Raw genomic sequence first — 22,782 nt, 5'->3', positions numbered from 1 at the left:
ATGACGCGGGGCTTCGATGGAAGCGCAAGGCGAGGAGATCACCGCCGAGCAGGCGGCCGAGGACTACGCGGCCGAGGTGGCGCGCTGGCGGGAAGTACGCGGCATGTCCAAGAGGGCGTTGGCGCTGGCCATGGGCTTCGACCCGTCCTACGTCAGCCACGTGGAGTCGGGCCGCCACAAGCCCAGCGAGGAGTTCTCGCGTCTCGCCGACGAGGCCCTGAACGCCGGGAAGGCGATCTGGAGACGCTGGTGCGACTACGAGCAGGCAAAGGCCCGTTCCCGTCGGCCGGCGGCGGCTCCGCCCGCCCAGCGAGGGCCCGACCAGCCGTATGCGACCGGATCGGCCCTCGTCGTCGAACACGACGCGGCACGGCTGCAGTACGACGGCACCTCGTACCGGCTGACCATGCGCCGGCGGCTGCGGAACACAGGCGAGGAGCCGGTGACCCGCTACCTGATCCGTATCTCCGTGGACCGCTACCCCGGCGACCCCGAGCAGTCGAACGCGCACTACCGAGTCCATCCGCTGACCTGGGACGAACTCGACCTCACCGCCACCTGCCGCGGCGAGGCGATGCGGTGGCAGGCCAAACACGACCGTGACGCCTTCAAGGAGGTGTGGCTGTTGTTCGACAACGAACACGGTCGCTTCCCCCTCTACCCCGGCGAGTCCGTGTGGATCGAGTACGCCTACACCGTCGGCGACGACAAATGGGGCAACTGGTTCCAGCGAGCCGTGCGCCTGCCCACCGAACAACTCGAAGTCCAGCTCGCCTTCCCTGCCGCCCTCGACCCCGTCGTGTGGGGCACAGAGACCTCCATGACCGCCGAAGCCTCCCCGCTGCGAACCCCTCCCGTCCGCAGCGACGACGGTGAACTACGGCAATTCACGTGGATCACGACTACACCGGCCCTGCACGCTCGGTACCGTCTGGAGTGGCGGTTTCGGGCACGGACCGAACGCAACTCAGATCAAGGGGAGTTCAGGTGATTGACGTGCGGCCCAGCCAGCAGATGCGAGACCTCGGCGTCGTCCAACACGGTGCCGGCATCCTCACCGAACCGGCCCGAGCCTTCGACCTGCCCGCCGAACGCGACGAGGCAGAACGCATCACAGACGAGCTCTTCGCCGCCATGGAACGGATCGGCCAGGTCCACCCCTTCGCCAAGGGCATGGGCATCGCGGCCCCGCAGATCGGTATCGCACGCGCAGCTGCGATCGTCCAACCGCCCGGTGGCGGTCCCGCCACCATCCTGCTCAACCCGCGTGTCACCGCCCGCTCCGGTCAGACGGATGAGCAATACGAGGGTTGCCTGAGCTTCTTCGACGTCCGAGGCCTCGTCCCCCGCCCACTGGAGATCACGGTGGAGGCCACCGCCCTGACCGGCGAGACCACGACCACCCTCTACGAACGCGGCCTCGCCCGTCTCATCCATCACGAGATCGACCACCTCGACGGGTTGCTGTACACCGCTCGCATGCGGACTGAGGTCGAGCCGATCCCTGTGGAGGAGTACCGGCAGACCGGCAGAGCCTGGGCTTATGACAGTAACTCTCGACCGGAAGCGTAATGGCAGGTAGGGAAGTTACTCGTATGCCTGACCCCTGCCTCGCCACTCAGTGAAGGGACACCTGCCCGTGAATTCTTCGGGATCGACAGGTAATGCACGGACCACAGGGCCGGTGCCGACCAGCGTCATTCGAGCGGCTATTGCCGTGTGTCGTGACGCATTGCATTGGCGTGACGATCTACGCACAATCTTCCACGCCGCAGGTGTTTCTCGCCAGCTATACAGTCGATACGACCAACCCGGCATCAGCAAGGCCAGGATCTCTCGCGCCATTTTCGATGAACTCCACGAGCAAGGCGCCGCCGGGCACACCATTCAGCGCAAAATCATCGAAGAGCTTTGCGGCATGCGAAAGCCGCAGGCGGACGCCCCTGATCAGAAAGCTGGCGCCGAAGCTCTCGCTGAACTGAAGCAGGTGGCACAGGAGCAAAGGGTTCTTGTCGACCCGGATCGGGCGGCAGCTACTGCCCGCCAAGCCGCTGAGAAGAGGCGCCTCCAGTCGCTCCAAGAACGCCAGGCAACAATTGGTGAGTTGCGGCTCGAATTTTTGAAACTCGTCCAGCAAGACGCTAGTCAATCTGCACAGCGACGCGGCTACGACCTGGAGAAACAGTTTGCTCGACTCTTCCGGGCCTATGACTTGGATTATCGCCCATCCTATCGCATAGCTCATGAGTAAATCGATGGGTCGTTCCACTTTCGGGGATTTACGTACCTCGTCGAAGCGCGATGGCGGACTGCTCAGCCAGACCTAGGAGATTTGCTTGATTTCAAGGGGAAAGTCGACGGCAAGCTCGACAGTACTCGGGGTGCATTTGTATCCATGGCTGGCTACGACCCCGACGTCCTGGACCACTTCGTGCGCAACGCCCGGGGGAGCCGAAACAACATCATCATGTTCACTGGGCAGGATGTGTCGCAATTGTTCGAGGGTCGCATCGGGCTACTCGATGCGCTAACCAAGAAGGTCGACGCAGCCGAGCAAGAAGGTCGTGCCCTGTGTGAACTCTGACGGAGCGACGCCCTTGCTGCCCGTCAACGGCACGCTTAGGGGACGATGGATAGGCTGCGCTTCGCGAGAGGCGTCGTGTGCCGACCATCGCCATCGAAGGTGGTAAGGGTGAGCCCGAACAGAAGCCGATTCATCTCCTCATTGGTGAGCCCGACCTCGGCCGCGACGGACGCAGGACGGACACCCTTCGAACGCAGCGCAGTGAAGACCTTCGTCAACACCTGGGACGTTTCGCGCTGTCCCATGCCCTGCGGCTCATCCGACCGGTACCCCAAGCGGCTCAGCTCGGCGCATGTAGACCGGTACTGCCAGTCGGAGAGCAGGCCCAGGTCGTGCATGCGATAGGTCAGGGCCATGGCCGAGACGTTCCAGATCTGCTTGCCGTGAAGGATCTGGTCGACGTGTGCACCCGACGGCATGTGTCCGAGAACGCTCGCACGCGGCATCAGGAACGCGGAGGCGAAGTCGTTTGCTTGCCGTTCCGCCTCGGGCCCAGAGCAGGCATGCTCGCTGCCATGCATGACGAGATGGCCCAGTTCGTGTGCTGCGTCGAAGCGTCCCCGCTCGGCTGACTTGAGCGTGTTGAGGAACACGAACGGAACACCGTCACGCCATACCGCGAATGCGTCGACCTCGGCGTGGTCGGGATCCAGCGAGAACACGCGAACCCCGTGTGCCTCCAGAAGGTGCACCATGTTAGGAGCTGGCGCCTCTCCCAGCCCCCAGCGGGTGCGGACCATGCCAGCGGCTGTCTCTGGATCGGGCTTGCCTAGCGAGGGCACATTTGCTGCTGGAAGGCGGAACCTCTCGTCGATCCAGTCGTACAGCATCGCGCCCAGAGTGCCGGCGGCGCGAGCCGCTTCGAGGGCTCTCGCCGACGTCTTGCTGCGTGCCCGCCAGGAGATGCCTTCGGCGGGAAGCTCGTCAAGTGCAGGGCCCTCGAAGAAGGTGGCGGGGAAAGCCAGTGCAGAGGCGATCTTGTCGAGGCTGTCGGGGCGTGGTGCGGTGCGTCCTGTCTCGTAGTTCGACAGGCTCTGCAGTGACACCCCGACCCGGTCCGACAGTTCAGCGAGGGTAAGACCCCTGCGCTTGCGGGCCAATGTGATACGGGAGGGGGTCACCATGTGGGGCTGCCTCAGTTATTGGTGGTGCACGGTGGGGCGACAGGGTTCGCCGCCCCACCAATGGGCGTCAGCGGAAGTCGACGGGAATGTCGATCTCTCCAGGCCCATCATCGTTCACAGGTTCGATTCCGTCCATTACCAGGGCTGGGAGCATGATTCGTTTGCCCCATTCGGTCACGAAGCCGCTCTCGAACCTCTTCGGCTGCGACAGCTCGCAGTCGATCCGCACTGCGTCGCGGATCTTTGTGCGGTACGACAGCAGGAACCATGTCTTCAAGGCGCAGGCTTCTTCTTCGCTTAATGCGACCCCGTCAGGACCGGCACCGGCTACGAACAGAGCCGTCTGTACGTTCGGGGTCCCGTCGCCGGCATTGGCCCGAGTGATCATGTCGGTAGCGGGCCCGCGCCGGCGTGCGTTCCTTGGAAGCAAGCTTGCATGTCCCGCGGCGGCGTCGCCGACCATCACACCCATCGCGATCGACCTGTCTGCATTGCAGACAAGTTCGAGGTGACCATGAACGAGCCGAGCCCATCCCTCCTGCTCGATGTGCAGCTCGCGGATAGTCCGCACGTGCGCCTCGTAGGCCCGTCGGCCCGCTGTTCCGGTTGGGTCGTTGGGGACGGCGGTGCGCCTTGCCGCCTCGCCTGCGCGCAGAACGTCGTGCAGGAACTCCAACCTGGTCCCCATGCCGCCCAACTGGGCCCGCACGTCATCGTGTTCGGGGGACGGCATTACGAGGGGCAGGGCCAAGGGGGCCTCCGAGAGTCGACAGTAGACTTATAAAGACTCTACCTCAAATGAGGTTCGAGATTTATAAGGATCGCCGAGGCCCGAAGGCGGCATGCGGCCGCAATGTGCGCGCTCTCCGCAGCGCAGCCAGGCTACGAGCAGTCCGCAAGGCGCCCGATCAAGGCCGTCGCCCTCCGTGGCCAGCCGTCACCAAAAGGCCGAGTCGGCGACTTGCGGCACTCATCGCCGCAGGTCGCCGAGCAGCCCGTTACTAGGAGACGAAGAAGGCTGCGGTCGTGCACAGAGTCTGGAGAAGTCAGTGAGGGCCGCTACCCCGGCTCTGGGGTAGCGGCCCTCACTATCGATTCTGACGCCAAGTCAGAGAATCGGCCGGGCGGCGCACACGCGGTGCACAAGGGGGTGGAAAGCAAGTAGTGACGGTGAGAACTACTGAGCAGAGTTCTCGCAGGTCACGGCATGTTTCCAGGGCTTCCGCCCAGGTCGGCCGGTCATGCTCTTTAGATGTCGAAGTAAAGCTCGAACTCGTGCGGGTGCGGGCGCAGCTGGATCGGGGCGATTTCGTTGGTGCGCTTGTAGTCGATCCAGGTCTCGATCAGGTCGGAGGTGAAGACGCCGCCCTGCTGGAGGTACTCGTTGTCGGCCTCGAGGGCGTCGAGGACGGCCGGGAGGGAGGTCGGGACCTGGGGGACGCCCGCGTGCTCCTCGGGGGCGAGCTCGTAGAGGTCCTTGTCGATCGGCTCGGCCGGCTCGATCTTGTTCTTGACGCCGTCCAGGCCTGCGAGGAGGAGGGCGGAGAAGGCGAGGTACGGGTTCGACGACGGGTCCGGGGCGCGGAACTCGACGCGCTTGGCCTTCGGGTTCGAGCCCGTGATCGGGATACGCATGGCCGCGGAGCGGTTGCGCTGCGAGTAGACCAGGTTGACCGGGGCCTCGAAGCCGGGGACCAGGCGGTGGTAGGAGTTCACCGTCGGGTTGGTGAAGGCCAGCAGCGACGGGGCGTGCTTGAGGATGCCGCCGATGTAGTAGCGGGCGGTGTCCGAGAGGCCCGCGTAGCCCTGCTCGTCGTAGAAGAGGGGGCTGCCGCCCTGCCACAGCGACTGGTGGACGTGCATGCCGGAGCCGTTGTCGCCGAAGATCGGCTTGGGCATGAAGGTCGCGGTCTTGCCGTTGCGCCAGGCGACGTTCTTCACGATGTACTTGAAGAGCATCAGGTCGTCGGCGGCGGCGAGCAGCGTGTTGAACTTGTAGTTGATCTCCGCCTGGCCGGCCGTGCCGACCTCGTGGTGCTGGCGCTCGACCTGGAGGCCGGCCGCGTCCAGCTCCAGGGAGATCTCGGCGCGCAGGTCGGCGAAGTGGTCGACCGGCGGGGCCGGGAAGTAGCCGCCCTTGTACCGGACCTTGTAGCCGCGGTTGTTCTCCTCCGAGCCGGTGTTCCAGGCGCCGGCCTCGGAGTCGATGTGGTAGAAGGACTGGTTCGCGCCGGTCTCGAAGCGCACGCTGTCGAAGACGTAGAACTCGGCCTCGGGACCGAAGAACGCGGTGTCCGCGATGCCGGTGGAGGCGAGGTAGGCCTCGGCCTTCTTGGCGATGTTGCGCGGGTCACGGCTGTACTGCTCGCCCGTGATCGGGTCGTGGATGAAGAAGTTGATGTTGACGGTCTTGTCGCGGCGGAACGGGTCCACGCGAGCCGTCGACAGGTCCGCGCGCAGCGCCATGTCGGACTCGTGGATGGCCTGGAAGCCGCGGATCGAGGAGCCGTCGAAGGCGAGTTCCTCGGCCGGGTCGAACGCCTTTGCCGGGATGGTGAAGTGCTGCATCACACCGGGCAGGTCGCAGAACCTGACGTCGACGAACTTCACGTCCTCGTCCGCGATGAACTTCTTGGCCTCGTCGGCGTTCTGGAACATCCAACTCCTCCTAGCCCGGTCACCGGTCGGCGGACGCGGGATTGCTACTCGGAACGCGACCATGTGCGGTGGCGCGTTGCCCGACCATAGGCAGGCGGGATTTCCCAAGCATGACCCATTTGTTTCGCCGAGGTTAACCGGCGCCGGCCGCCTTTACCTCCCAGTGTGCGCCAAAGAGGGGCGTTCCGGGCGGCGGCTGCCGCCGTCCCGGCCGGTGGCCCGCCGAGCCGTCCTGCCCCCTCCCGGACCGCGCCTCCCGGGCCGCCCCTCGTGCCCGGTCCGTGCGGCCCGCCGCCCCGCCCCGACCGGCCCTCCGCGAAGGGAACGTATGCGGTCGCAGTACCGTGGTCGGGTGGACAACAGGCGAGCAATCGGATCGTGGATCTCCGGGCCCCGCGCGGCAGCCGAGGACATGGGTGTCGAGTTCGGATACCGCGGGCAGCAGCTCGGGCTGCCGGAGGAGGGGCCGGGCTCGATCGCCCGCCCCGGGCGGCGCTTCGCCGCGCTCTTCATCGACTGGGCGCTGTGCCTGCTCATCGCGTACGGCCTGCTCAGCGGCGGTAAGGCGCAGGCGGCGAGCAACTGGGCGCTGGTGGTCTTCGCGGTGCTCAGCGTGCTGACGGTCGGCACGGTCGGCTTCACACCGGGCAAGCGGCTGCTGGGCCTGCGGGTGATCTCCGAGGACGGTGGCCGGATCTCGCTGCCGCGGGTCGTGCTGCGCACGGTGCTGCTCGTGGTGGTCATTCCGGCGGTGGTGTGGGACCGGGACGGGCGCGGGCTGCACGATCGCCTCACCCGCGCCGTACAGGTCCGTCTGTGAGCGGTAGGACGCCGTAGCCCTCGGGGAAGAGCGCTGTAGCCGTCCGGGAAGAGCTGAGGGCGGGCCGGCGGGTCGGCGGGCCGACGACCCCGTGCCGTGCCCGTGGCCGTACACCCGTACAGCCGTACTCCCGTAGCCCTGGGTACCCCCGTAGAGCCCTATGGGCGCCCCGCCTGAGCGGCCCCCGGTCGCGCAGCCCTCGCGTCAGCGGTCGCGCACCCTCGTCGCCTTCCCCCCCCGCGAGCCGCCCGCCGACCGCATACGAAACGCCCCGGAGCCCAAGGGCCCGGGGCGTCGTCGTGCGGTCAGGTCGGTCCGGCGGCCGGTGGGGGCGCGGCCGGCCGGCGGTCAGCGCATCTTGCCGCCGCCCTTGGGCATCCGCATGCCCTTCGGCATCGGGCCCTTCGGGACCGGCATGTTGCTCATCAGGTCGCCCAGCGCCTTGAGCCGGTCGTTGACGGCCGTCACCTGCGCGCCGGGCAGCACCCGCGGCAGCTTCAGCAGCGTCGTACGGAGCTTCTTCAGCGGCACCTGGTCCTCGCCGTCGCCCACCACGATGTCGTGGACGGGGGCGTCGGCGACGGTGCGCGCCATCCGCTTCTTCTCGGCGGCCAGCAGACCGCGGAGACGGTTCGGGTTGCCCTCGCCCACCAGCACGATGCCGGCCTTGCCGACGGCACGGTGGACCACGTCCTGGCTGCGGTTCATGGCCACCGCGGGGGTGACCGTCCAGCCGCGGCCGACGTTCTCCAGCACGGCGGCCGCCGCACCGGGCTGGCCTTCCATCTGCCCGAAGGCAGCTCGCTCGGCGCGCCGTCCGAAGACGATCGCCATCGCGAGGAAGGCCAGGACGAAGCCCAGGATCCCTGCGTAGATGGGGTGGCCGATCGCGAAGCCGATGGCAAGGAGAACGCCGAATACGACGATGCCTACACCAGCGACGACTAGACCGACCTTGGAGTCGACCCGACGGGTCATCTTGTAGGTCAGGGCGATCTGCTTCAGCCGCCCGGTGTTCTCAGCGCCGGCAGCGCCGTCTGAGTTTGCCTTCCTCGCCATACAGCGAAGTTTACGTGGCGTGCGGGCGCCGGGTCGCCGCGGCCTCCAGTACGTACTCGGCCTCGTGGCGGTCCTTGGCGCGGCGGCGGTCCTCCAGGACGGACGTCCAGGCGTTACGGCGGGCGGTGCGCTGCCCGCCACGCATCAGGACGGCCTCGACGGCACGCAGGGCGCCGGTGACCGAGGGGAGCGGGAGGGCGGGGGCGGCGGGTGTGGCGCGGAGCGGCGCGGCCTGCATGGTGGTGACTCCCTCTGATCTGTTCGGAGAAGCAGGGGTAGGTGCGGGAGCGGTGCGTGCATCCATCGTCACGGACAGGTGTTACCAACGGATGACCTGCCGGTCAAACACCGATGAAACGTTGACGCGGCCCCACGCCCCCCGTCCTGGGGGAGTGCGGGCCGCGTCCTCAGCATGTGCCACGTTTCACAAGAAGGCGCGCCGGGAGCGTCAAACCGCCTGACTGGCCGTCTCGGCCTCGCGCCGCTCCATGGCCTGCTGGTAAAGGCGGCCGGCGCGGTAGGAGGAGCGGACCAGCGGGCCGGACATGACACCCGCATAGCCGATCTCCTCGGCCTCTTCCTTGAGCTCCACGAACTCGGCGGGCTTGACCCAGCGGTCGATGGGGTGGTGGCGCACGGTCGGGCGCAGGTATTGGGTGATCGTGATCAGCTCGCAGCCCGCGTCGTGGAGGTCCTGCAGCGCCTGGCTGATCTCCTCGCGCTCCTCGCCCATGCCCAGGATGAGGTTCGACTTGGTGACCAGACCGGCCTCGCGGGACTTGGAGATGACCTCCAGCGAGCGCTCGTAGCGGAAGCCGGGGCGGATCCGCTTGAAGATCCGCGGCACCGTCTCGACGTTGTGGGCCAGCACCTCCGGGCGGGAGGAGAAGACCTCGGCGAGCTGCTCGGGGACCGCATTGAAGTCGGGGATCAGCAGCTCGACGCCGGTGTCGGGCATCGCCGCGTGGATCTGCCGGACCGTCTCGGCGTAGAGCCAGGCGCCGCCGTCCTCCAGGTCGTCGCGCGCGACGCCGGTGATCGTGGCGTACTTCAGGCCCATGGTCTGCACGGACTCGGCGACCCGGCGCGGCTCGTCGCGGTCCAGCTCCTGCGGCTTGCCGGTGTCGATCTGACAGAAGTCGCAGCGGCGGGTGCACTGGTCACCGCCGATGAGGAACGTGGCCTCGCGGTCCTCCCAGCATTCAAAGATGTTGGGACAGCCCGCCTCCTGGCAGACCGTGTGCAGACCCTCGCTCTTGACCAGGCCCTGGAGGTGGTTGTACTCGGGACCCATTTTGGCCCGGGTCTTGATCCACTCGGGCTTGCGCTCGATGGGGGTCTGGCTGTTCCGGACCTCCAGGCGCAACATCTTGCGTCCGTCGGGTGCGACTGCGGACACGACCGGCTCCCTACGACTTCGTTTCTTCGGCGTACACCAGGGTACGCCCGTTGATTCGCACGTCTTTACGTGCGGTGCAACCCCGTATGGAGGGGGCGCATTCCCGGAGGTCTCCGGGGAGCATGGTCGGCGGCCGTCCGGTCAGACCGCGCGGGGGAGCAGCTCGGCGCCCTCCAGGACGTCCCGCAGATGCTTCTCGGCGACGGGCAGCACCTCGGCGATGGTGACCTCGCGGCCCAGCTCGTTGGCCAGCGAGGCGACGCCGGCGTCCCGGATGCCGCACGGCACGATCTTGTCGAACGAGGTGTTGTCGGGGTTCACGTTGAGCGCGAAGCCGTGCATCGTGACGCCCTTGGCGACGCGGATGCCGATCGCGGCGAGCTTGCGGTCCTCACGGCGCTGGCCGGCGTTGGACGGCGCGTACTCCGGACCGTTCAGCCGCGGATCGAACAGCTCGTCCGTGACCCGCGGGTCGAAGTCGAGGTTCAGCCCGCCCAGGGCCGCCCGCTCCTCGACCGGGTCGCCCAGCACCCACACCCCGCTGCGGCCCTCCACCCGGGTGCCCGTGACGCCGAACTCGGCGCAGACCCGGATCAGTGCCTCTTCGAGGCGGCGGACATGGGCCACGACGTCAACCGGGCGCGGCAGCTTCTGGATGGGGTAGCCCACCAGCTGGCCGGGCCCGTGCCAGGTGATCTTCCCGCCGCGGTCCACGTCGACGACCGGGGTCCCGTCCAGGGGCCGCTCGTCGTCGGACGTACGCCGCCCCGCGGTGTAGACGGGCAGGTGCTCCAGCAGCAGACAGGTGTCGGGTACCTCGTCGACGAACCGGGCGGCGTGCACCCGGCGCTGCTCCTGCCAGGCCGATTCGTATTCCACGGCCTCGGCGCCGAAGCCCAGATGCACAAAGCGCAGCCCCTCGGGTGCGGGGGTCTCCCCCCGAGAGATCGCAGTCACGGCAGCTCCTCTTCGAACCTTTGTTGCACTTTGCTGCAACGTTGATGCCACTTCGCGCCCATGCCACTGTACGGCCGCCGCCCCCGGTCCCCGCAGGCGGCCGGTGTCGCGGTCGGTACATCCCTGCTCACACGATCGGATGAACGCGGGTCACAGGCCGCAATTGGGCCGCCGAAGGCCGTTACATTCACGCCGTTCCACAAGGGCGCTGAGCATGCCGGACAGGGTCCGCCGAACCCGGCAGTGCGGCCCGGAAGGCAGGAGACCGGTAAAGCTGATGACGGAACGACCCCCGCACCACACGCCCAACCGCCAGCTCGCCGCGCTCATCGCCGAGGCCGGATTCTCCAATGCCGGGCTGGCCAGACGCGTCGATCAGCTGGGTATCGAGCACGGCCTCGACCTCCGTTACGACAAGACGTCGGTGACCCGCTGGCTGCGCGGCCAGCAGCCCAGAGGCACCACCCCCGCGCTCATCGCGGAGGTGTTCACCCGCCGGCTGGGACGCCGGCTGTCCGCCCAGGACCTCGGTCTGGACGCCTGCGCGCCGGTGTACGCAGGGCTGGAATTCGCCGCGACCCCCAGTGAGGCCGTGGACATCGTCAGCGGCCTGTGGCGCAAGGACTCCGGCAGCCACGCCGAGCTCCGCAAGATCGCTTTCACCCCGGCCGGGCTCGTGGTGCCCAGCCGGGACTGGCTGATCGGCCGCGCCGACGAACGCGTCGCCCGTGGTGAGGCCCACCCCGAGGGGGCGGGCCGGGTGCCCGTGCAGGGCCGGGTCACGGTGCCGCGACAGCGCCGCAACGACCGGGTCGACCGCACCCAGGGCTCCCGGGTCACCTCCGGCGACATCGCGGCGCTGCGCTCGGTCGGCGAGCTGTTCCGGGCACTGGACCACGCCTACGGCGGCGGCCATGCCCGGCAGGCCCTGGTGCGCTATCTGGAGCACGAGGCCGAGCCGATGCTGCGCGGCACCTACGGCGAGGCCACCGGCCGCCGGCTGTTCGCCGCCGCCGCCGATCTGACCCGGCTGGCGGGCTGGACCTCGTACGACATCGCGGCCCACGGCCTGGCGCAGCGGTACTTCGTCCAGGCCCTGCGGCTGGCCCAGGCCGCCGGCGACCGCGCGTACGGGTCCTACGTCCTGGTGACGATGAGCCGGCAGGCCGTCTATCTGGGGCACGGCAGGGAGGCCGTCCAGCTGGCGCGCGTCGCCCAGCAGGGCATCGGCAGCAGCGCGCCGCCCACGGTGCAGGCACTGCTGCACTCCGCTGAGGCCCGCGGCCATGGCGTCCTGGGAGAGGTCCGGGCCTGTACGGCGGCGCTGGCCCGCGCCGAGCGGGCGCTGGAGAGCGTCCGCCCCGGCGACGACACCCCGTACTGGGCGCGCTTCTTCGACGAGGCGCAACTGGCCGACGAACTGGCGCACTGCCACCGCGATCTCCAGCAGTACCGCGCGGCCTCCCAGCACGCCGAACGCTCCCTCCAGCTGCGCGCGGCCGGCTTCGCCCGCAGCCGGCTCTTCTGCCGGGTGGTGCTGGCGACGGCGCGGCTGGGCCTGGGGGAGCTGGAGCAGGCCTGCACGCTGGGTGCCGAGGCGGCGCTCCAGGCCTCCGAGATGCGGTCCGTACGGGCCCATGAGTACGTCCGGGAGTTCGAGCGCCGCCTGGAGCCGTACCGGGACGCGGCGGCGGTCCGGGGGTACCGGGAACGGGTGGCGGCGCTGGGGTGACCCCCGGGCCCGGCCCCGGCGGTCAGGCCGCCGTGGGCAAGGTGTCCGGTTCCGTCGTGAGGCCGGGCAGACCGAAGTCCTGGAGGACGGCGCGGGCCGCGCGCCGTCCCGAGTTCAGGGCGCCCTGGAGCGTGCTGGTGTCGCGGTGGTCGCCGCACACATAGAGACCGGCGAGCACCCGCACCGTGCGCTCCGGGTCGTACGGGGCGGGCATCGCCGGGACCGCGTACGGGGTGTGATGGGCGGTCAGCAGCTGCCGGTCCTCGGTGTGCGCGCCGTAGATCCGGTCGAGCTGGGGCCGGACCGTCCGGTCGAGCACGGACAGCGGCAGCGCCGCCGCGGCGCCGAGCACGGCCGTGGTGATCAGGGTCCGGCCCGGCGGTGTACGGGACGGGTCGATCGCGCCGGCGACGTAGGTGTAGGCGACCGGGCCGTCCGTCGGCAGGATCAGCGTCGTGTCGCGGAGCGCCGCGCCGCGGCCTCCGGGGGCCACCGCCGCGGTGTGGTGCAGGACGGTCACCGGGTGGAAGGCGGGCACCCGCAGCCCCGGCAGCAGCTCGGCCGCCTCGCGTGCGCCGGTCGCCACCAGGACCGCCCGGCACGGGACATGGCCGTGCTCCGCGGTGCTGACGCCGGTGGTGGAAACGGCGGTGACCTGCACGGACGTACGGACCGTGCCGGGTGGCAGGGCGGCGGCGAGCAGTTCGGGGACGGCCGCGGCGCCGCCGGCCGGCAGCCACAACCGGCCCTCCGCGTAGGCGCGCAGCGCCGCCGCGGCACCCCGGCTGGAGCCGCGGAGCTGCGGATCGCACAGCAGCGCGCCCAGCAGGGGCCGCAGCACCGGGTCATGGGGGCGCGGCGGGAAGGCGGGGCGGCCCGCCAGGGCGTCGCGGATCGGGCGGTCGGCGGCCGGGGCGTGGGTGGTGGAGGCGGGCGGAGCGACGGAGGTGACGCCGGCGCGGCGGTCTGTACTGCGATCGGCGCGGCGGTTCGTCACGCGATCGGCACGGCGGTTCGTACTGCGATCGGCGCGGCGGTCCGTGTCCTGTTCGGTCCGCCGGTCGGTGAGACGGCCCGCCTGACGGTCCGTCCGGCGCTCCGTACGACGGTCTGCGCGCGAGAGCGTGCGTGCCGCGGCGAGTGCGCCCCTGGTGCTCCGGGGTGCGCTGATGCGCTGCGCCCGTTGGCCGTTGTGGAGGCTCAGACCGGGGGCGAACGGACGCAGCGTCAGATCGCCGAGCCCCGGCGTACGGCGCAGCTCGGCCGCGGAGACGGCCAGCGGCCGCCCGCAGCGGTCCAGCCGGAAGCCGTCGAGATGGTCGGTGGCGGACCGGCCGCCGATCCGTGGCGCGGCCTCCAGGACGGTGACCGACACCCCTACGCCGGTCAGATGGCGGGCGGCGGCGAGTCCGGCCGGGCCGGCTCCCACGATGACGACGTCCACGGCCGATGCGGTGCGCAGCACTTGCCCCTCCCGAGGTCGGTCCCAAATGGCGGCACCGAGTGTCATGCCCGGTACAGCTGCGAGAGATGCCGAGTGGTGTGTGTGAGGTGAGGCGACGATAGGGAAGGGGCGGCCCGTGCGACAGGGGCGGCCGGGGGCGCGCCGGAGCGCCCTTGGCCAAACTGCCGTGGCAGCCGGGACGGCCTCGCCGCCCGGAAGGCTAGGCGGCGGCCCGGACCGCTTCCATGATGCGGGGATGGCGGAAGGAGAACCCGGAATCCAGCAGCCGCTGCGGGACGACCCGCTGGCTGCCCAGCACATCACCGGCGAACTCGCCGAGGGCGATCCGCAGCACCGGCGCCGGAACGGAGAACAGCGTGGGGCGGTTCAGCACCCGGCCCATCACGGCGGTGACCTCGCGGTTGGTGACCGGTTCCGGGGCCGTGAGGTTGACCGGCCCGGTCAGGTCCTCGGTGTCGAGGAGATGGCGGAGCGCCGCGATGTGGTCGTCCAGGGAGATGAAGCTCCAGTACTGGCTGCCGTCGCCGAGCCGCCCGCCCAGGCCGAGCCGGAAGACCGGGAAGAGCCGGCCCCAGGCGCCGCCCGAGCGCGCCACGACCAGACCGGTGCGGGCGAAGACGGTACGGATCCCCGCGTCCAGGGCCGGCTTCGCGGCGTCCTCCCAGGCCGCACAGACCTCCGGCAGGAACCCGTGGCCGGCCGGCGCGCTCTCGTCCGTACGCCGGTCGCCGGTGTCGCCGTAGTAGCCGATCGCGCTGCCGCACACGAAGACCCGCGGCGGGGTGTCCATGGCGGCGAGGGCCGAGGCGAGGGCCCGGGTGCCCAGCACCCGGCTGTCGCGGATCTCCTGCTTGTAGGCGGCCGTCCAGCGGTGGTCGCCGACCCCGGCGCCGGCCAGATGGACCACCGCGTCGCAGCCGGCCAGCCCGGCCGTGTCGACCTCCTGGCGCCTGGGGTCCCAGCGCACTTCGCCGGCGGCCGTGGGCGCACGCCGTACGAGCCGGACGACGTCATGGCCTCCCTCCGGGCCGTCGGCCCGGGAGGTGCCGCCCGTGCGCAGGGACCGGACGAGCGCCGTGCCGATGAGTCCGGTCGAGCCGGTGATCGCGATCCGCATGGAGCCATACTGCCCGCAGCGGCGGGCCGGTGGCGGCATCCGGGGCCCGCATGCCGCGCCCCTTGGCTGTCAGACGCCCTATGGCTTGAAGCGGTCCCAGAGGCTCGGGAAGCGCTCCGTCATGGTCTGGTCGTCGTCGAAGTCGAGGTAGGTGCCGAGCGGTTCGCGGGGCGGCGGAGGCAGTTCCAGGTCCGGCATCACCCCGCCGGTCAGCTGCTCGTACGCCTCGTCGGCCGCGTAGCCCAGTTCCTCGGCGTCGCCGTCCACCGCTTCGTCGAAGTCGTCCACCAGCTCGGCGAGCTGGTCCGGGTCGTGCAGCGCGCCCTCGAAGACCTCCCGGCCCTGGCCGATCAGCCAGCAGCGGAAGTAGTCGAAGGCGTCATCGCTGGCGCCGCCCAGCATCACGGAGGCGGCGGCCCACAGATCCCAGGAGTACGCCCGGTTGTAGCGGGCCTCGAAGTGGCGGGCGAAGTCCACAACGGCGTCCGGGTCGAGCCCGAGCAGCCGCTCGACCAGTGCGTCGGCCTGCTCCTCGGGGTCGCCCTCAGCGGCCTCGCGGGAACCGTCGATCAGCTCCCAGAACTCCGTCTCGTCCATCACCGCTCCAGCATCTGCCCTGCCGGCGCCCGCCGCATGCGGACTCCCCCGGATGCGAGGGGGTCGTTATCCGGAATGGTGACGGGCTGTCCGGGAGGGTGACGGGGTGTTCGGATTGCGGCTCGCGCACCCCGGTCGGTGATCCGTCTTGTGACCGTCCCAAGAATCACTCGTTGGACGGCGTGCAACGGCAAACGACCGCATATCCCCCATTTCGCGAAGGGCTGTTCCAGGCCATGCCCATGGACGAACGCACCCGGGCCGACGTCGAACGGGCCGAGGCGGCCATCGTCGAGCACTATCCACGGCTCGTCCGCCTCACCTACCTCGTACTGCCCCCGTCGATGGGCCGCCACCGCCGGGTCCTGACCGCACACGGTCTGGTCCAGCGCGCGCTGCCCCGGACCCGGCTGCGCCGCCCCGACGGCGGGCTGCCGGCCCAGCGCGGCCCGGCCCCCGAGTCCGGCTACGACCTGGTGCGGCAGCGGGCCCTGCGGCTGGCGCTGGCGCACGAGGGGCAGCCGGGCCGGGGACTGCCGGTCCTGCCCCTGGTCTGGGGGCTGCGGCTCTTCCCGCGGGCCGGCGGCGCCGATGAACTGGCCCTGGACCAGGCGCTGTCCGCCGTCCCGGCACCGGTGCGGGCCGTCCTCGGGCTGTGGCATCTGGAAGGCCTGGACGAGGACGCCGCGCGCGCCGTGCTGGCGCGGGCCGGAGCGGCGGACCCGGACGCGGCGCAGCGGGCGGCCGCGCAGCTGGAACGCGAAACCGGGACCGGTGCGGCGCCCCTGCTGAGCTCGGGGGAGTTCGACCCGTGCATGGTGCAGACCCGGCCGACGGATCTGCTGCGCCGCCGGCAGCGGATGCGGGTGGTGGCCGTGGTGGCGGCCGTGTTCGCGGCGGGCGCGGCGGTGGCCGGGGCCTGGCCCGGCACCGCGGACCGGGCGGGGCGCGCCGAGACCGTCGCACAGCAGGCGCTGGACCCGGGCCGGCTGCTGCGTACCCCCAACGAGCAGTGGGCGGACACCTCCCGGATCGACTTCACCGCCTGGCCCACCCGTGGCCGGCAGGCCGGTGACCGCAAGCTGCTGGCGCGGGCGCTGCAGGTCTGGGCGGCGCCGCCCCCGGACGCCCGGATCAGGGCGGCCGGGGGCACCTCCACCCGGCCGCCCGACCATCCGCCGCAGCTGCTGTACGCGGGCCTGATCGACGCCGTCATGGTGGTGGTTTTCCACGACGGGGAGCGCCTGGTCCGCTACGCCGAGCCCGAAGACGCGACGCCCACACTGCACTTCGCCCGGGTCGACGACGCGGATCTGACGACCGGCGCCGCCCTGGTGATCGGGCGCGGCAACGGCTGGATGCGCTATCTGCTCGCGCCGTGGATCTCCGAGGTCATGACCCGCGATCTGCTGATGCCGGCCGCCCCGCCGCACGGGCTGCATGTCGCCCCCGACGGTGTCACCGACCGGATCCCGGCACCGCCCGCGGCGGGCCCCGGCTGCGGGCGCTGGCCGGTGGCCCAGTTCCGGCCCTCGACACGGATCGTGGCGCCCGGCCGGAACACCGCCTTCCTGGTGGCCGACCTCAATGAACTCGCCCCCGTCCACCTCACCGCCGGACCCCCGCCGTCCGGCGGCGCACCGGGCGAGGCGGCCGGTGCGCCGGCGCTGCGGAGCTGGGCCCGTACGGCCTGCTCGCTCGGGTCGCTGCGGGACGCCGGCGTACGGTCCGTCAACACCTGGGAGTTCGCCCGGCAGCGGCTCCCCGAGGACGGCGGCAGCGCCACCTGGGTGTGCACCCGCGCCGACACCTGGCGCGGGCCCGGCAGCGTGACCCTGCAGTTCGTGCCGCCCGCCGCGGGCCCGGCCGACCCCGGGCGGACCGCCGGACGGGCCAGGAACACCGCCGCCTGCGGCCGCTTCGGGCCCGATGTGGTGGGGGACGTCCACTGGCAGGCGAAGTCCGGCACGTGGTACCTGCTCGCGGCCGGCAGCCAGGAGGTCGGCGGACTCGACGCCACGGGCGGCGTCCGCGCCACCGCCGAGGAGAGCACACTCGCCGCACCGGCAAGGCCGGACGCCCCGGCGGAGGTCGTCGGGCGGCTGCGGAGCGGGGGGAGCGTTCGGGCGCTGCAGCCGTAGCCGGTGGACGGATTGCCGTGCGGCGCGCGCTGAATCCGGACAGAAGGTGTCGGGTATCGCTGTCAGGGTCGCCGTACAGAAGCAAGGCACCTGACAGCGAGGAGTGGCGTACGTGACCGGACAGAAAGAACTGGCGGGACGGGTGGCGCTGGTCGCCGGGGCGACCCGGGGCGCCGGCCGGGCGATGGCGGTGGAGCTGGGCCGGGCCGGTGCCCTGGTCTATGTGACGGGGCGGACGACCCGGGAGCGGACCAGCGAGGTCGGCCGCCCCACGGAGACGATCGAACAGACCGCTGAGCTGGTGTCCGCGGCGGGCGGCACCGGTATCGCCGTACCGACCGACCATCTCGATCCCGCGCAGGTCAAGGCGCTGACCGAGCGCATCGACCGGGAGCAGGGACGGCTGGACGTGCTGGTCAACAGCGTCTGGGGCGGTGACCGGCTGATCGAGTTCAACACCAAGCTGTGGGACCTCGATCTGGAGAACGGGCTGCGGATGTTCCGCCTCGGCATCGACACCCACATCATCACCAGCCATTACGCACTGCCGCTGGTGATCCGGCGGCCCGGCGGCCTGGTCGTCGAAGTCACCGACGGCACCGACGCCTTCAACCGCACCTACCGCGAGAACCTCTGCTTCGACCTCACCAAGAACGCCCCGCACCGCATCGCCTTCGGCCTCGCCGCCGAGCTGAAGGACCACGGCGGCACGGCGGTCTCGCTCACCCCCGGCTTCCTGCGGTCCGAGGAGATGCTGGACCACTTCGGGGTGACGGAGGAGACCTGGCGCGACGCGGTGGCCCAGGAACCGCACTTCGCCATCGCCGAGTCGCCGGCCCTGATTGCCCGCGGCGTCCGCGCGCTGGCCGCCGACCCGGACAAGGCGCGCTGGAGCGGCCGGTCGCTTTCCAGCGGCGGGCTGGCGAAGGAGTACGACTTCACCGATACCGATGGTTCCCGGCCCGATGCCTTCGGCTACTTCGAGGACGTGGTCTTCGGCGGGAAGGAGGGGAGCGCGGCGGACTACCGCTAGGCGAGTCCCTGCGGGGCGTGCCGGCGTCTTGGGCCCTTGGGGCCCTGCGTGTTCCGCGACGCGGGATGTGCCGAGAGGCGCCGTCCGTCGTCCGCGGCCGCGTCGTGGCTGGTCGCGCAGTTCCCCGCGCCCCTTTGGGGCGCAGCCGCACCGGACTTCAGCGAGGCCGCTCAGCCGTCCCCCGGGTCATGTGTACAGCGTGGCCGTCCGGCGGGCGGCCGCGGCGAAGCGTGCACGCAACCCGGGGGGCGCGAGTATCTCGCCCTCCGGGCCGAGCCCCAGCAGCTGGGCGTAGGCGACGTCGCCGGACTCCACGGCGAGGGTGACCGTCAGCCGGCCCTGCTCGTCGGGGCCGCCCGTGGTCTGCGCTTGTGCGATCGCCTCACGGGCCGCCGTGCGTTCGGTGACGTACGGCAGCTGGTGGACGCCGCGCGCGGAGAGCCGCAGCACCACCTCCTCACGCAGGATCGACCGGGCGAACTGGGCCGCCCGCTCCGCCCAGAACGCCGGGAGGTCGAAGGACGCATCGCGGATGAACCGCTCCCCGGCGCCCTCGGCTCCGGCGGCCCGGTCGCATTCCGCGAGCGCCACGGCCGTGAACCGGTCGACCCGGTAGACGCGGTAGTCCCCCTCCGTCCGCGCCGCCAGATACCAGACCCCCGCCTTCAGCACGAGGCCGTACGGCTCCAACTCCCGCTCCACCTCGGTGTCCTTGCGGAGGTAGCGGGCGGTGATCCGGTGGTCGTCCCAGACCGCGTCGGCGATCGCGGGCAACAGGGTGGGGGTCTCGGGCTCCTGGTACCAGGCGGGGGCGTCGAGGTGGAAGCGCTGGGCGACGCCCGTCGCGGCGTCCCGCAGCTCGGGCAGCAGGGCGGCGGAGACCTTCAGCCGAGCGGCGGACGCGGCATCCGCGAGCCCCATCTCGCGCAGGGCGGAGGGCACCCCGGACAGGAAGAGCGCCTCCGCCTCGCTGCGGCCGAGGCCGGTGAGGCGGGTGCGGTAGCCGCCTATGAGGCGGTAGCCGCCCGCCCGGCCACGGTCCGCGTAAACGGGCACCCCCGCCTCGGAGAGGGAGAGGACGTCCCGGGCGACCGTACGCTCGGAAACCTCCAACTCCCGCGCCAGCTCGGCCCCCGTCATCGACGGCCGCGCCTGGAGCAGCAACACCATCTTGATCAGCCGCGCAGCACGCATGTCCCCATCATGCCGGGGGCCACTGACAATGGCCGGGGTGGTGAGGGGGGGCTGGGTTTTTGCGGGTTTCGTGCACTTCGTGGGGGCCGGTGGGGGCTGGGGCCTTGTGGGTCTCGTGCGTTTCGCTGGGGGTGGGGGGTGGGGTTTTGCGGGTTTCGTACGTTTCGCGGGGGTTGGGGTTTTGCGGGGTTGGTGGTTGCCGCGGGGGTTGGAGGGGACGCACCGGTACCCTCCCCCAGCCTTCGGCCGGGAGGTGCCCCCACGGCGCGGGCGACGCGGCTCCGTGCGATTGATTGCCCCGGCGTTCGCTCCAGTCCTGCGGGCGGGCACCGGTACATCCCCTCCAACCGTCCAGCGTTGCCGACTGCCGCCCGGTGACACTGCCCGTCACGGCTCACACCTCGCCCGCGCCGAAGGTGCGGGTGGCCCGGCCAGGTCCCTGCCAAGGGGTGCCGAACGGGGGTCGTGGCGGTGATCGGTACGGCGGGATAGTCGCCCACGTACGGAGGTCGGAGGGGATGCCCGGTGAGCCGCCCGCAGGACCCGGAGCGAACAACGGGGTGATGAACCTCTGGGACCCGCGTCGCCCGCGCCGAGGACGGGTTACCGGGTGTCCCCTCCGACCCGCCACCCACCACGCGTACGCGCACCGGCGCCAGCCCACGGCAAACCCGCACTCCACAGGAAAACGAGGAGCCGCTCGTGTCCCACCAGGAAAGTGCACCCACCGGATCACTCACCGCACCCACTCCTACCTCCGCCCCCACCTCCGCCCCCACCCTCACCGAGCCGCAGAAAGCCCTGGTCAACGGCACGGTCCGTGAGGTCTACGTCCCCCCGCTGGCCCCGCCCATACGCAGTGGCTCGCTCGGGGACCTCCCCTTCCTCAACGCCCACGAGGCCCCCGGCGATCTCGTGCTCGCCCGTAAGCAACCCACCGGCATCTGGCGCGACATCACCGCCGCGGAGTTCGCCGCCGAGGTACGCGCCGTCGCCAAGGGCCTGATCGCGTACGGCCTCCGCCCCGGCGACCGGCTCGCGATCATGGCCCGTACGACCTACGAGTGGACCCTTGTCGACTTCGCCGCCTGGGCGGCCGGCCTGGTCACCGTCCCCCTCTACCCCACGTCCTCCGCCCACCAGGCGCAGTGGATCCTGCACGACTCCGGCGCCCGTGCCTGCGTCGTGGAGGGCGTCGACGAGACCCGCCTGATCAGCGGCATCCGCACCGGCCTCCCCGCCCTCGACCACCTCTGGCAGTTCAACACCGGCGCCGTCTCCCAACTCATCTCGGCGGGGCGCGATGTGCCGGACGAGGCGGTCGACCAGCGCCGTGCCGCCACTGGCCCGTACGCCCTCGCCACCCTCATCTACACCTCCGGCACCACCGGCCGTCCCAAGGGCTGCGCCCTCACCCACGCCAACTTCTTCGCCGAGGTCGACAACTCCGTCGAGCTGCTGCACCCGGTCTTCAAGTCGGTCAGTGAGGAGCCCGCCGCCACCCTCCTCTTCCTCCCGCTCTCCCATGTCTTCGGCCGGATGGTCGCCGTCGGCTGTCTGCGCGCCCGCGTCCGCCTCGGCCACGCCCCCAGCATCCGGACCGACGATCTGCTCGCCGACCTGGCCGGCTTCCGGCCGACGTTCCTGCTGGCCATCCCGTATGTCCTGGAGAAGGTCTTCAACACCGGACGGGCCACCGCGGAGAAGATGGGCCGTGCCGCCTCCTTCGACCGCGCGGTCCGCATCGCCCGTTCCTACGGCGAGGCCGTCGAGGCCAAGGAGCACGGGACGGGCCCGGGCCCCGGCGTTGCACTCAAGGGCGCCCGCAAGCTCTACGACCCCCTCGTCTACCGCCGTATCCGCGCCGCCCTCGGCGGCAAGGTCCGCCACGTACTCTGCGGCGGTTCACCTCTCGGCCGCCGCCTCGCCGCCTTCTACGCCGGCGCCGGCATCGAGATCTTCGAGGGCTACGGCCTGACGGAGACGACCGCCGCCACCACCGTCACCCCGCCCCTCAAGCCCCGTATTGGCACGGTCGGCTGGCCACTCCCCGGCACCGCCGTACGCATCGCCGACGACGGCGAGATCCTGATCCACGGCGACCACGTCTTCTCCGGCTACTGGGACGCGGCCCTCGGTGCGGCCCGCCCCGTCACCGACCAGGGCTGGTTCGCGACCGGTGACCTCGGAGCTCTCGACCCGGACGGCTACCTCACCATCACCGGCCGCAAGAAGGAGATCATCGTGACGACGGGCGGCAAGAACGTCGCCCCGGCCCCGCTGGAGGACCGTCTCCGCTCGCATCCCCTCGTCGGCCAGTGCATGGTCATCGGCGACAGCCGCCCTTACCTCACTGCGCTGATCACCCTGGAGCCGGACGGTCTCGCACACTGGCGCCAGATGCACAAGAAGCAGGACCTGCCGCCCGGGCAACTCGTCCGCGACGAGCGCCTGCTGGCCGACCTCCAGCGCGCCGTCGACGACGCCAACGAACTGGTTTCCCGTGCCGAATCCATCCGCCGCTTCGCCGTCCTCCCGGTGGACTTCACCGCGGAAACCGGGCATCTCACCCCGTCCCTGAAACTCCGCCGTGCCGCGGTCGCCCGCGATTTCGCCAAAGACATAGCGGCCCTCTACGAAAGCAGATGACCCCCGGTCTGGAGCAAAAGCCTTCGACGCGTCAAACTGGAACCCCGTGTCACCTCTGTGGGGGAGGTGGCACGGGGTCTGACCTGCAATGCCGTGGCGCTGCATCTGGCTGACTTCACACCGGACGTTCTTGGGGTTCGCCCGCGCCACCGCACCCTGCCAAGAGGCCGTCAAGGACAGCCGCTACGGGGCGAGTTGTCCGGGCATGACTGAGCTTGACCGAGCAGGACCGGGCACGACTGAGTGCAACCGA

Annotated in this window: 20 protein-coding genes; 9 read left to right on the top strand and 11 right to left on the bottom strand. The window is 70.6% G+C overall.

Annotated elements, in window-relative coordinates; translation table 11 throughout:
- Positions 1–16 precede the first annotated feature (16 nt).
- The 4 genes from AB0C46_RS17190 to AB0C46_RS17175 all read left to right on the top strand — a co-directional run bounded on the left by AB0C46_RS17190 (position 17) and on the right by AB0C46_RS17175 (position 2,584).
- The gene (locus tag AB0C46_RS17190) at positions 17–991 is read left to right on the top strand and encodes a helix-turn-helix transcriptional regulator (RefSeq protein WP_119204024.1); all 975 of its coding nucleotides are present in this window, start codon (positions 17–19) and stop codon (positions 989–991) included.
- The gene (locus AB0C46_RS17185; protein ID WP_362828605.1) at positions 988–1,572 is read left to right on the top strand and encodes a peptide deformylase; all 585 of its coding nucleotides are present in this window, start codon (positions 988–990) and stop codon (positions 1,570–1,572) included. The genes AB0C46_RS17190 and AB0C46_RS17185 overlap by 4 nt, the downstream gene beginning before the upstream one ends.
- A gap of 112 nt (positions 1,573–1,684) precedes the next feature.
- Complete coding sequence (locus AB0C46_RS17180; protein ID WP_362828604.1) at positions 1,685–2,251, top strand: hypothetical protein; 567 nt, start codon at positions 1,685–1,687, stop codon at positions 2,249–2,251.
- A gap of 81 nt (positions 2,252–2,332) precedes the next feature.
- The gene (locus AB0C46_RS17175; protein WP_362828603.1) at positions 2,333–2,584 is read left to right on the top strand and encodes a hypothetical protein; all 252 of its coding nucleotides are present in this window, start codon (positions 2,333–2,335) and stop codon (positions 2,582–2,584) included.
- 35 nt (positions 2,585–2,619) lie between these two features.
- Here the strand turns inward: AB0C46_RS17175 and AB0C46_RS17170 are convergent, their stop codons facing one another.
- The 3 genes from AB0C46_RS17170 to glnA all read right to left on the bottom strand — a co-directional run bounded on the left by AB0C46_RS17170 (position 2,620) and on the right by glnA (position 6,366).
- Entirely contained in the window at positions 2,620–3,708 is a 1,089-nt protein-coding gene (locus AB0C46_RS17170) for an XRE family transcriptional regulator (RefSeq protein WP_362828602.1), read from the bottom strand.
- Positions 3,709–3,775: 67 nt separating this feature from the next.
- Positions 3,776–4,384, bottom strand: coding sequence for a hypothetical protein (locus AB0C46_RS17165; protein WP_362828601.1), 609 nt, complete (start codon positions 4,382–4,384; stop codon positions 3,776–3,778).
- Positions 4,385–4,956: 572 nt separating this feature from the next.
- Positions 4,957–6,366 (bottom strand): type I glutamate--ammonia ligase, encoded by a 1,410-nt coding sequence (gene glnA, locus AB0C46_RS17160; RefSeq protein ID WP_244415224.1) that lies wholly within the window; start codon positions 6,364–6,366, stop codon positions 4,957–4,959.
- A 352-nt stretch (positions 6,367–6,718) separates the two neighbouring features.
- Between glnA and AB0C46_RS17155 the strand changes: the two genes are divergently transcribed.
- Positions 6,719–7,186, top strand: a complete 468-nt coding sequence (locus AB0C46_RS17155) for an RDD family protein (protein WP_362828600.1) — start codon at positions 6,719–6,721, stop codon at positions 7,184–7,186.
- A 348-nt stretch (positions 7,187–7,534) separates the two neighbouring features.
- Here the strand turns inward: AB0C46_RS17155 and AB0C46_RS17150 are convergent, their stop codons facing one another.
- From AB0C46_RS17150 to lipB, 4 genes are all read right to left on the bottom strand, one after another.
- Positions 7,535–8,245 (bottom strand): DUF4191 domain-containing protein, encoded by a 711-nt coding sequence (locus tag AB0C46_RS17150; protein WP_362828599.1) that lies wholly within the window; start codon positions 8,243–8,245, stop codon positions 7,535–7,537.
- 10 nt (positions 8,246–8,255) lie between these two features.
- Positions 8,256–8,483 carry a hypothetical protein gene (locus AB0C46_RS17145; protein WP_362828598.1) on the bottom strand — a complete coding sequence of 76 codons (228 nt, stop codon included), beginning with the start codon at positions 8,481–8,483 and terminating at the stop codon, positions 8,256–8,258.
- 210 nt (positions 8,484–8,693) lie between these two features.
- The gene (gene lipA / locus AB0C46_RS17140; RefSeq protein ID WP_362828597.1) at positions 8,694–9,644 is read right to left on the bottom strand and encodes a lipoyl synthase; all 951 of its coding nucleotides are present in this window, start codon (positions 9,642–9,644) and stop codon (positions 8,694–8,696) included.
- Positions 9,645–9,785: 141 nt separating this feature from the next.
- The gene (gene lipB / locus AB0C46_RS17135; protein ID WP_362828596.1) at positions 9,786–10,601 is read right to left on the bottom strand and encodes a lipoyl(octanoyl) transferase LipB; all 816 of its coding nucleotides are present in this window, start codon (positions 10,599–10,601) and stop codon (positions 9,786–9,788) included.
- A 277-nt stretch (positions 10,602–10,878) separates the two neighbouring features.
- Between lipB and AB0C46_RS17130 the strand changes: the two genes are divergently transcribed.
- The gene (locus AB0C46_RS17130) at positions 10,879–12,333 is read left to right on the top strand and encodes a regulator (protein ID WP_362828595.1); all 1,455 of its coding nucleotides are present in this window, start codon (positions 10,879–10,881) and stop codon (positions 12,331–12,333) included.
- A 22-nt stretch (positions 12,334–12,355) separates the two neighbouring features.
- On the opposite strand, the gene AB0C46_RS17125 is transcribed toward AB0C46_RS17130, so the two are convergent.
- From AB0C46_RS17125 to AB0C46_RS17115, 3 genes are all read right to left on the bottom strand, one after another.
- Complete coding sequence (locus AB0C46_RS17125; RefSeq protein WP_362828594.1) at positions 12,356–13,798, bottom strand: FAD-dependent oxidoreductase; 1,443 nt, start codon at positions 13,796–13,798, stop codon at positions 12,356–12,358.
- Between the two features lie 199 nt (positions 13,799–13,997).
- Positions 13,998–14,915, bottom strand: coding sequence for a TIGR01777 family oxidoreductase (locus AB0C46_RS17120; RefSeq protein ID WP_362828593.1), 918 nt, complete (start codon positions 14,913–14,915; stop codon positions 13,998–14,000).
- A 78-nt stretch (positions 14,916–14,993) separates the two neighbouring features.
- The gene (locus AB0C46_RS17115; protein WP_362828592.1) at positions 14,994–15,512 is read right to left on the bottom strand and encodes a DUF4240 domain-containing protein; all 519 of its coding nucleotides are present in this window, start codon (positions 15,510–15,512) and stop codon (positions 14,994–14,996) included.
- 242 nt (positions 15,513–15,754) lie between these two features.
- Between AB0C46_RS17115 and AB0C46_RS17110 the strand changes: the two genes are divergently transcribed.
- Positions 15,755–17,653, top strand: coding sequence for a hypothetical protein (locus AB0C46_RS17110; RefSeq protein ID WP_362828591.1), 1,899 nt, complete (start codon positions 15,755–15,757; stop codon positions 17,651–17,653).
- A 112-nt stretch (positions 17,654–17,765) separates the two neighbouring features.
- Positions 17,766–18,686, top strand: coding sequence for an SDR family oxidoreductase (locus AB0C46_RS17105; protein WP_362828590.1), 921 nt, complete (start codon positions 17,766–17,768; stop codon positions 18,684–18,686).
- A gap of 186 nt (positions 18,687–18,872) precedes the next feature.
- Here AB0C46_RS17105 and AB0C46_RS17100 read toward each other — a convergent pair whose 3' ends face one another.
- Positions 18,873–19,880, bottom strand: coding sequence for a WYL domain-containing protein (locus AB0C46_RS17100; protein ID WP_362828589.1), 1,008 nt, complete (start codon positions 19,878–19,880; stop codon positions 18,873–18,875).
- Positions 19,881–20,582: 702 nt separating this feature from the next.
- Between AB0C46_RS17100 and AB0C46_RS17095 the strand changes: the two genes are divergently transcribed.
- A complete protein-coding gene (locus AB0C46_RS17095; protein WP_362828588.1) occupies positions 20,583–22,529 on the top strand; it encodes an AMP-dependent synthetase/ligase in 1,947 nt (648 codons plus the stop codon).
- Positions 22,530–22,782 lie beyond the last annotated feature (253 nt).

The organism is Streptomyces sp. NPDC048637, assembly GCF_040650675.1.
In the GTDB taxonomy this organism is placed as follows: Bacteria; Actinomycetota; Actinomycetes; order Streptomycetales; family Streptomycetaceae; genus Streptomyces.
This window is presented reverse-complemented; position numbering and strand designations above follow the sequence as displayed.

Bases quoted from the DNA above. Each gene is read 5' to 3' on its own strand.
- AB0C46_RS17190 (WP_119204024.1), top strand. From the start codon at position 17: ATGGAAGCGCAAGGCGAGGAGATCACCGCCGAGCAGGCGGCCGAGGAC.
- AB0C46_RS17170 (WP_362828602.1), bottom strand. From the start codon at position 3,708: ATGGTGACCCCCTCCCGTATCACATTGGCCCGCAAGCGCAGGGGTCTT.
- glnA (WP_244415224.1), bottom strand. From the start codon at position 6,366: ATGTTCCAGAACGCCGACGAGGCCAAGAAGTTCATCGCGGACGAGGAC.
- AB0C46_RS17150 (WP_362828599.1), bottom strand. From the start codon at position 8,245: ATGGCGAGGAAGGCAAACTCAGACGGCGCTGCCGGCGCTGAGAACACC.
- AB0C46_RS17145 (WP_362828598.1), bottom strand. From the start codon at position 8,483: ATGCAGGCCGCGCCGCTCCGCGCCACACCCGCCGCCCCCGCCCTCCCG.
- AB0C46_RS17130 (WP_362828595.1), top strand. From the start codon at position 10,879: ATGACGGAACGACCCCCGCACCACACGCCCAACCGCCAGCTCGCCGCG.
- AB0C46_RS17120 (WP_362828593.1), bottom strand. From the start codon at position 14,915: ATGCGGATCGCGATCACCGGCTCGACCGGACTCATCGGCACGGCGCTC.
- AB0C46_RS17115 (WP_362828592.1), bottom strand. From the start codon at position 15,512: ATGGACGAGACGGAGTTCTGGGAGCTGATCGACGGTTCCCGCGAGGCC.
- AB0C46_RS17110 (WP_362828591.1), top strand. From the start codon at position 15,755: ATGGACGAACGCACCCGGGCCGACGTCGAACGGGCCGAGGCGGCCATC.
- AB0C46_RS17100 (WP_362828589.1), bottom strand. From the start codon at position 19,880: ATGCGTGCTGCGCGGCTGATCAAGATGGTGTTGCTGCTCCAGGCGCGG.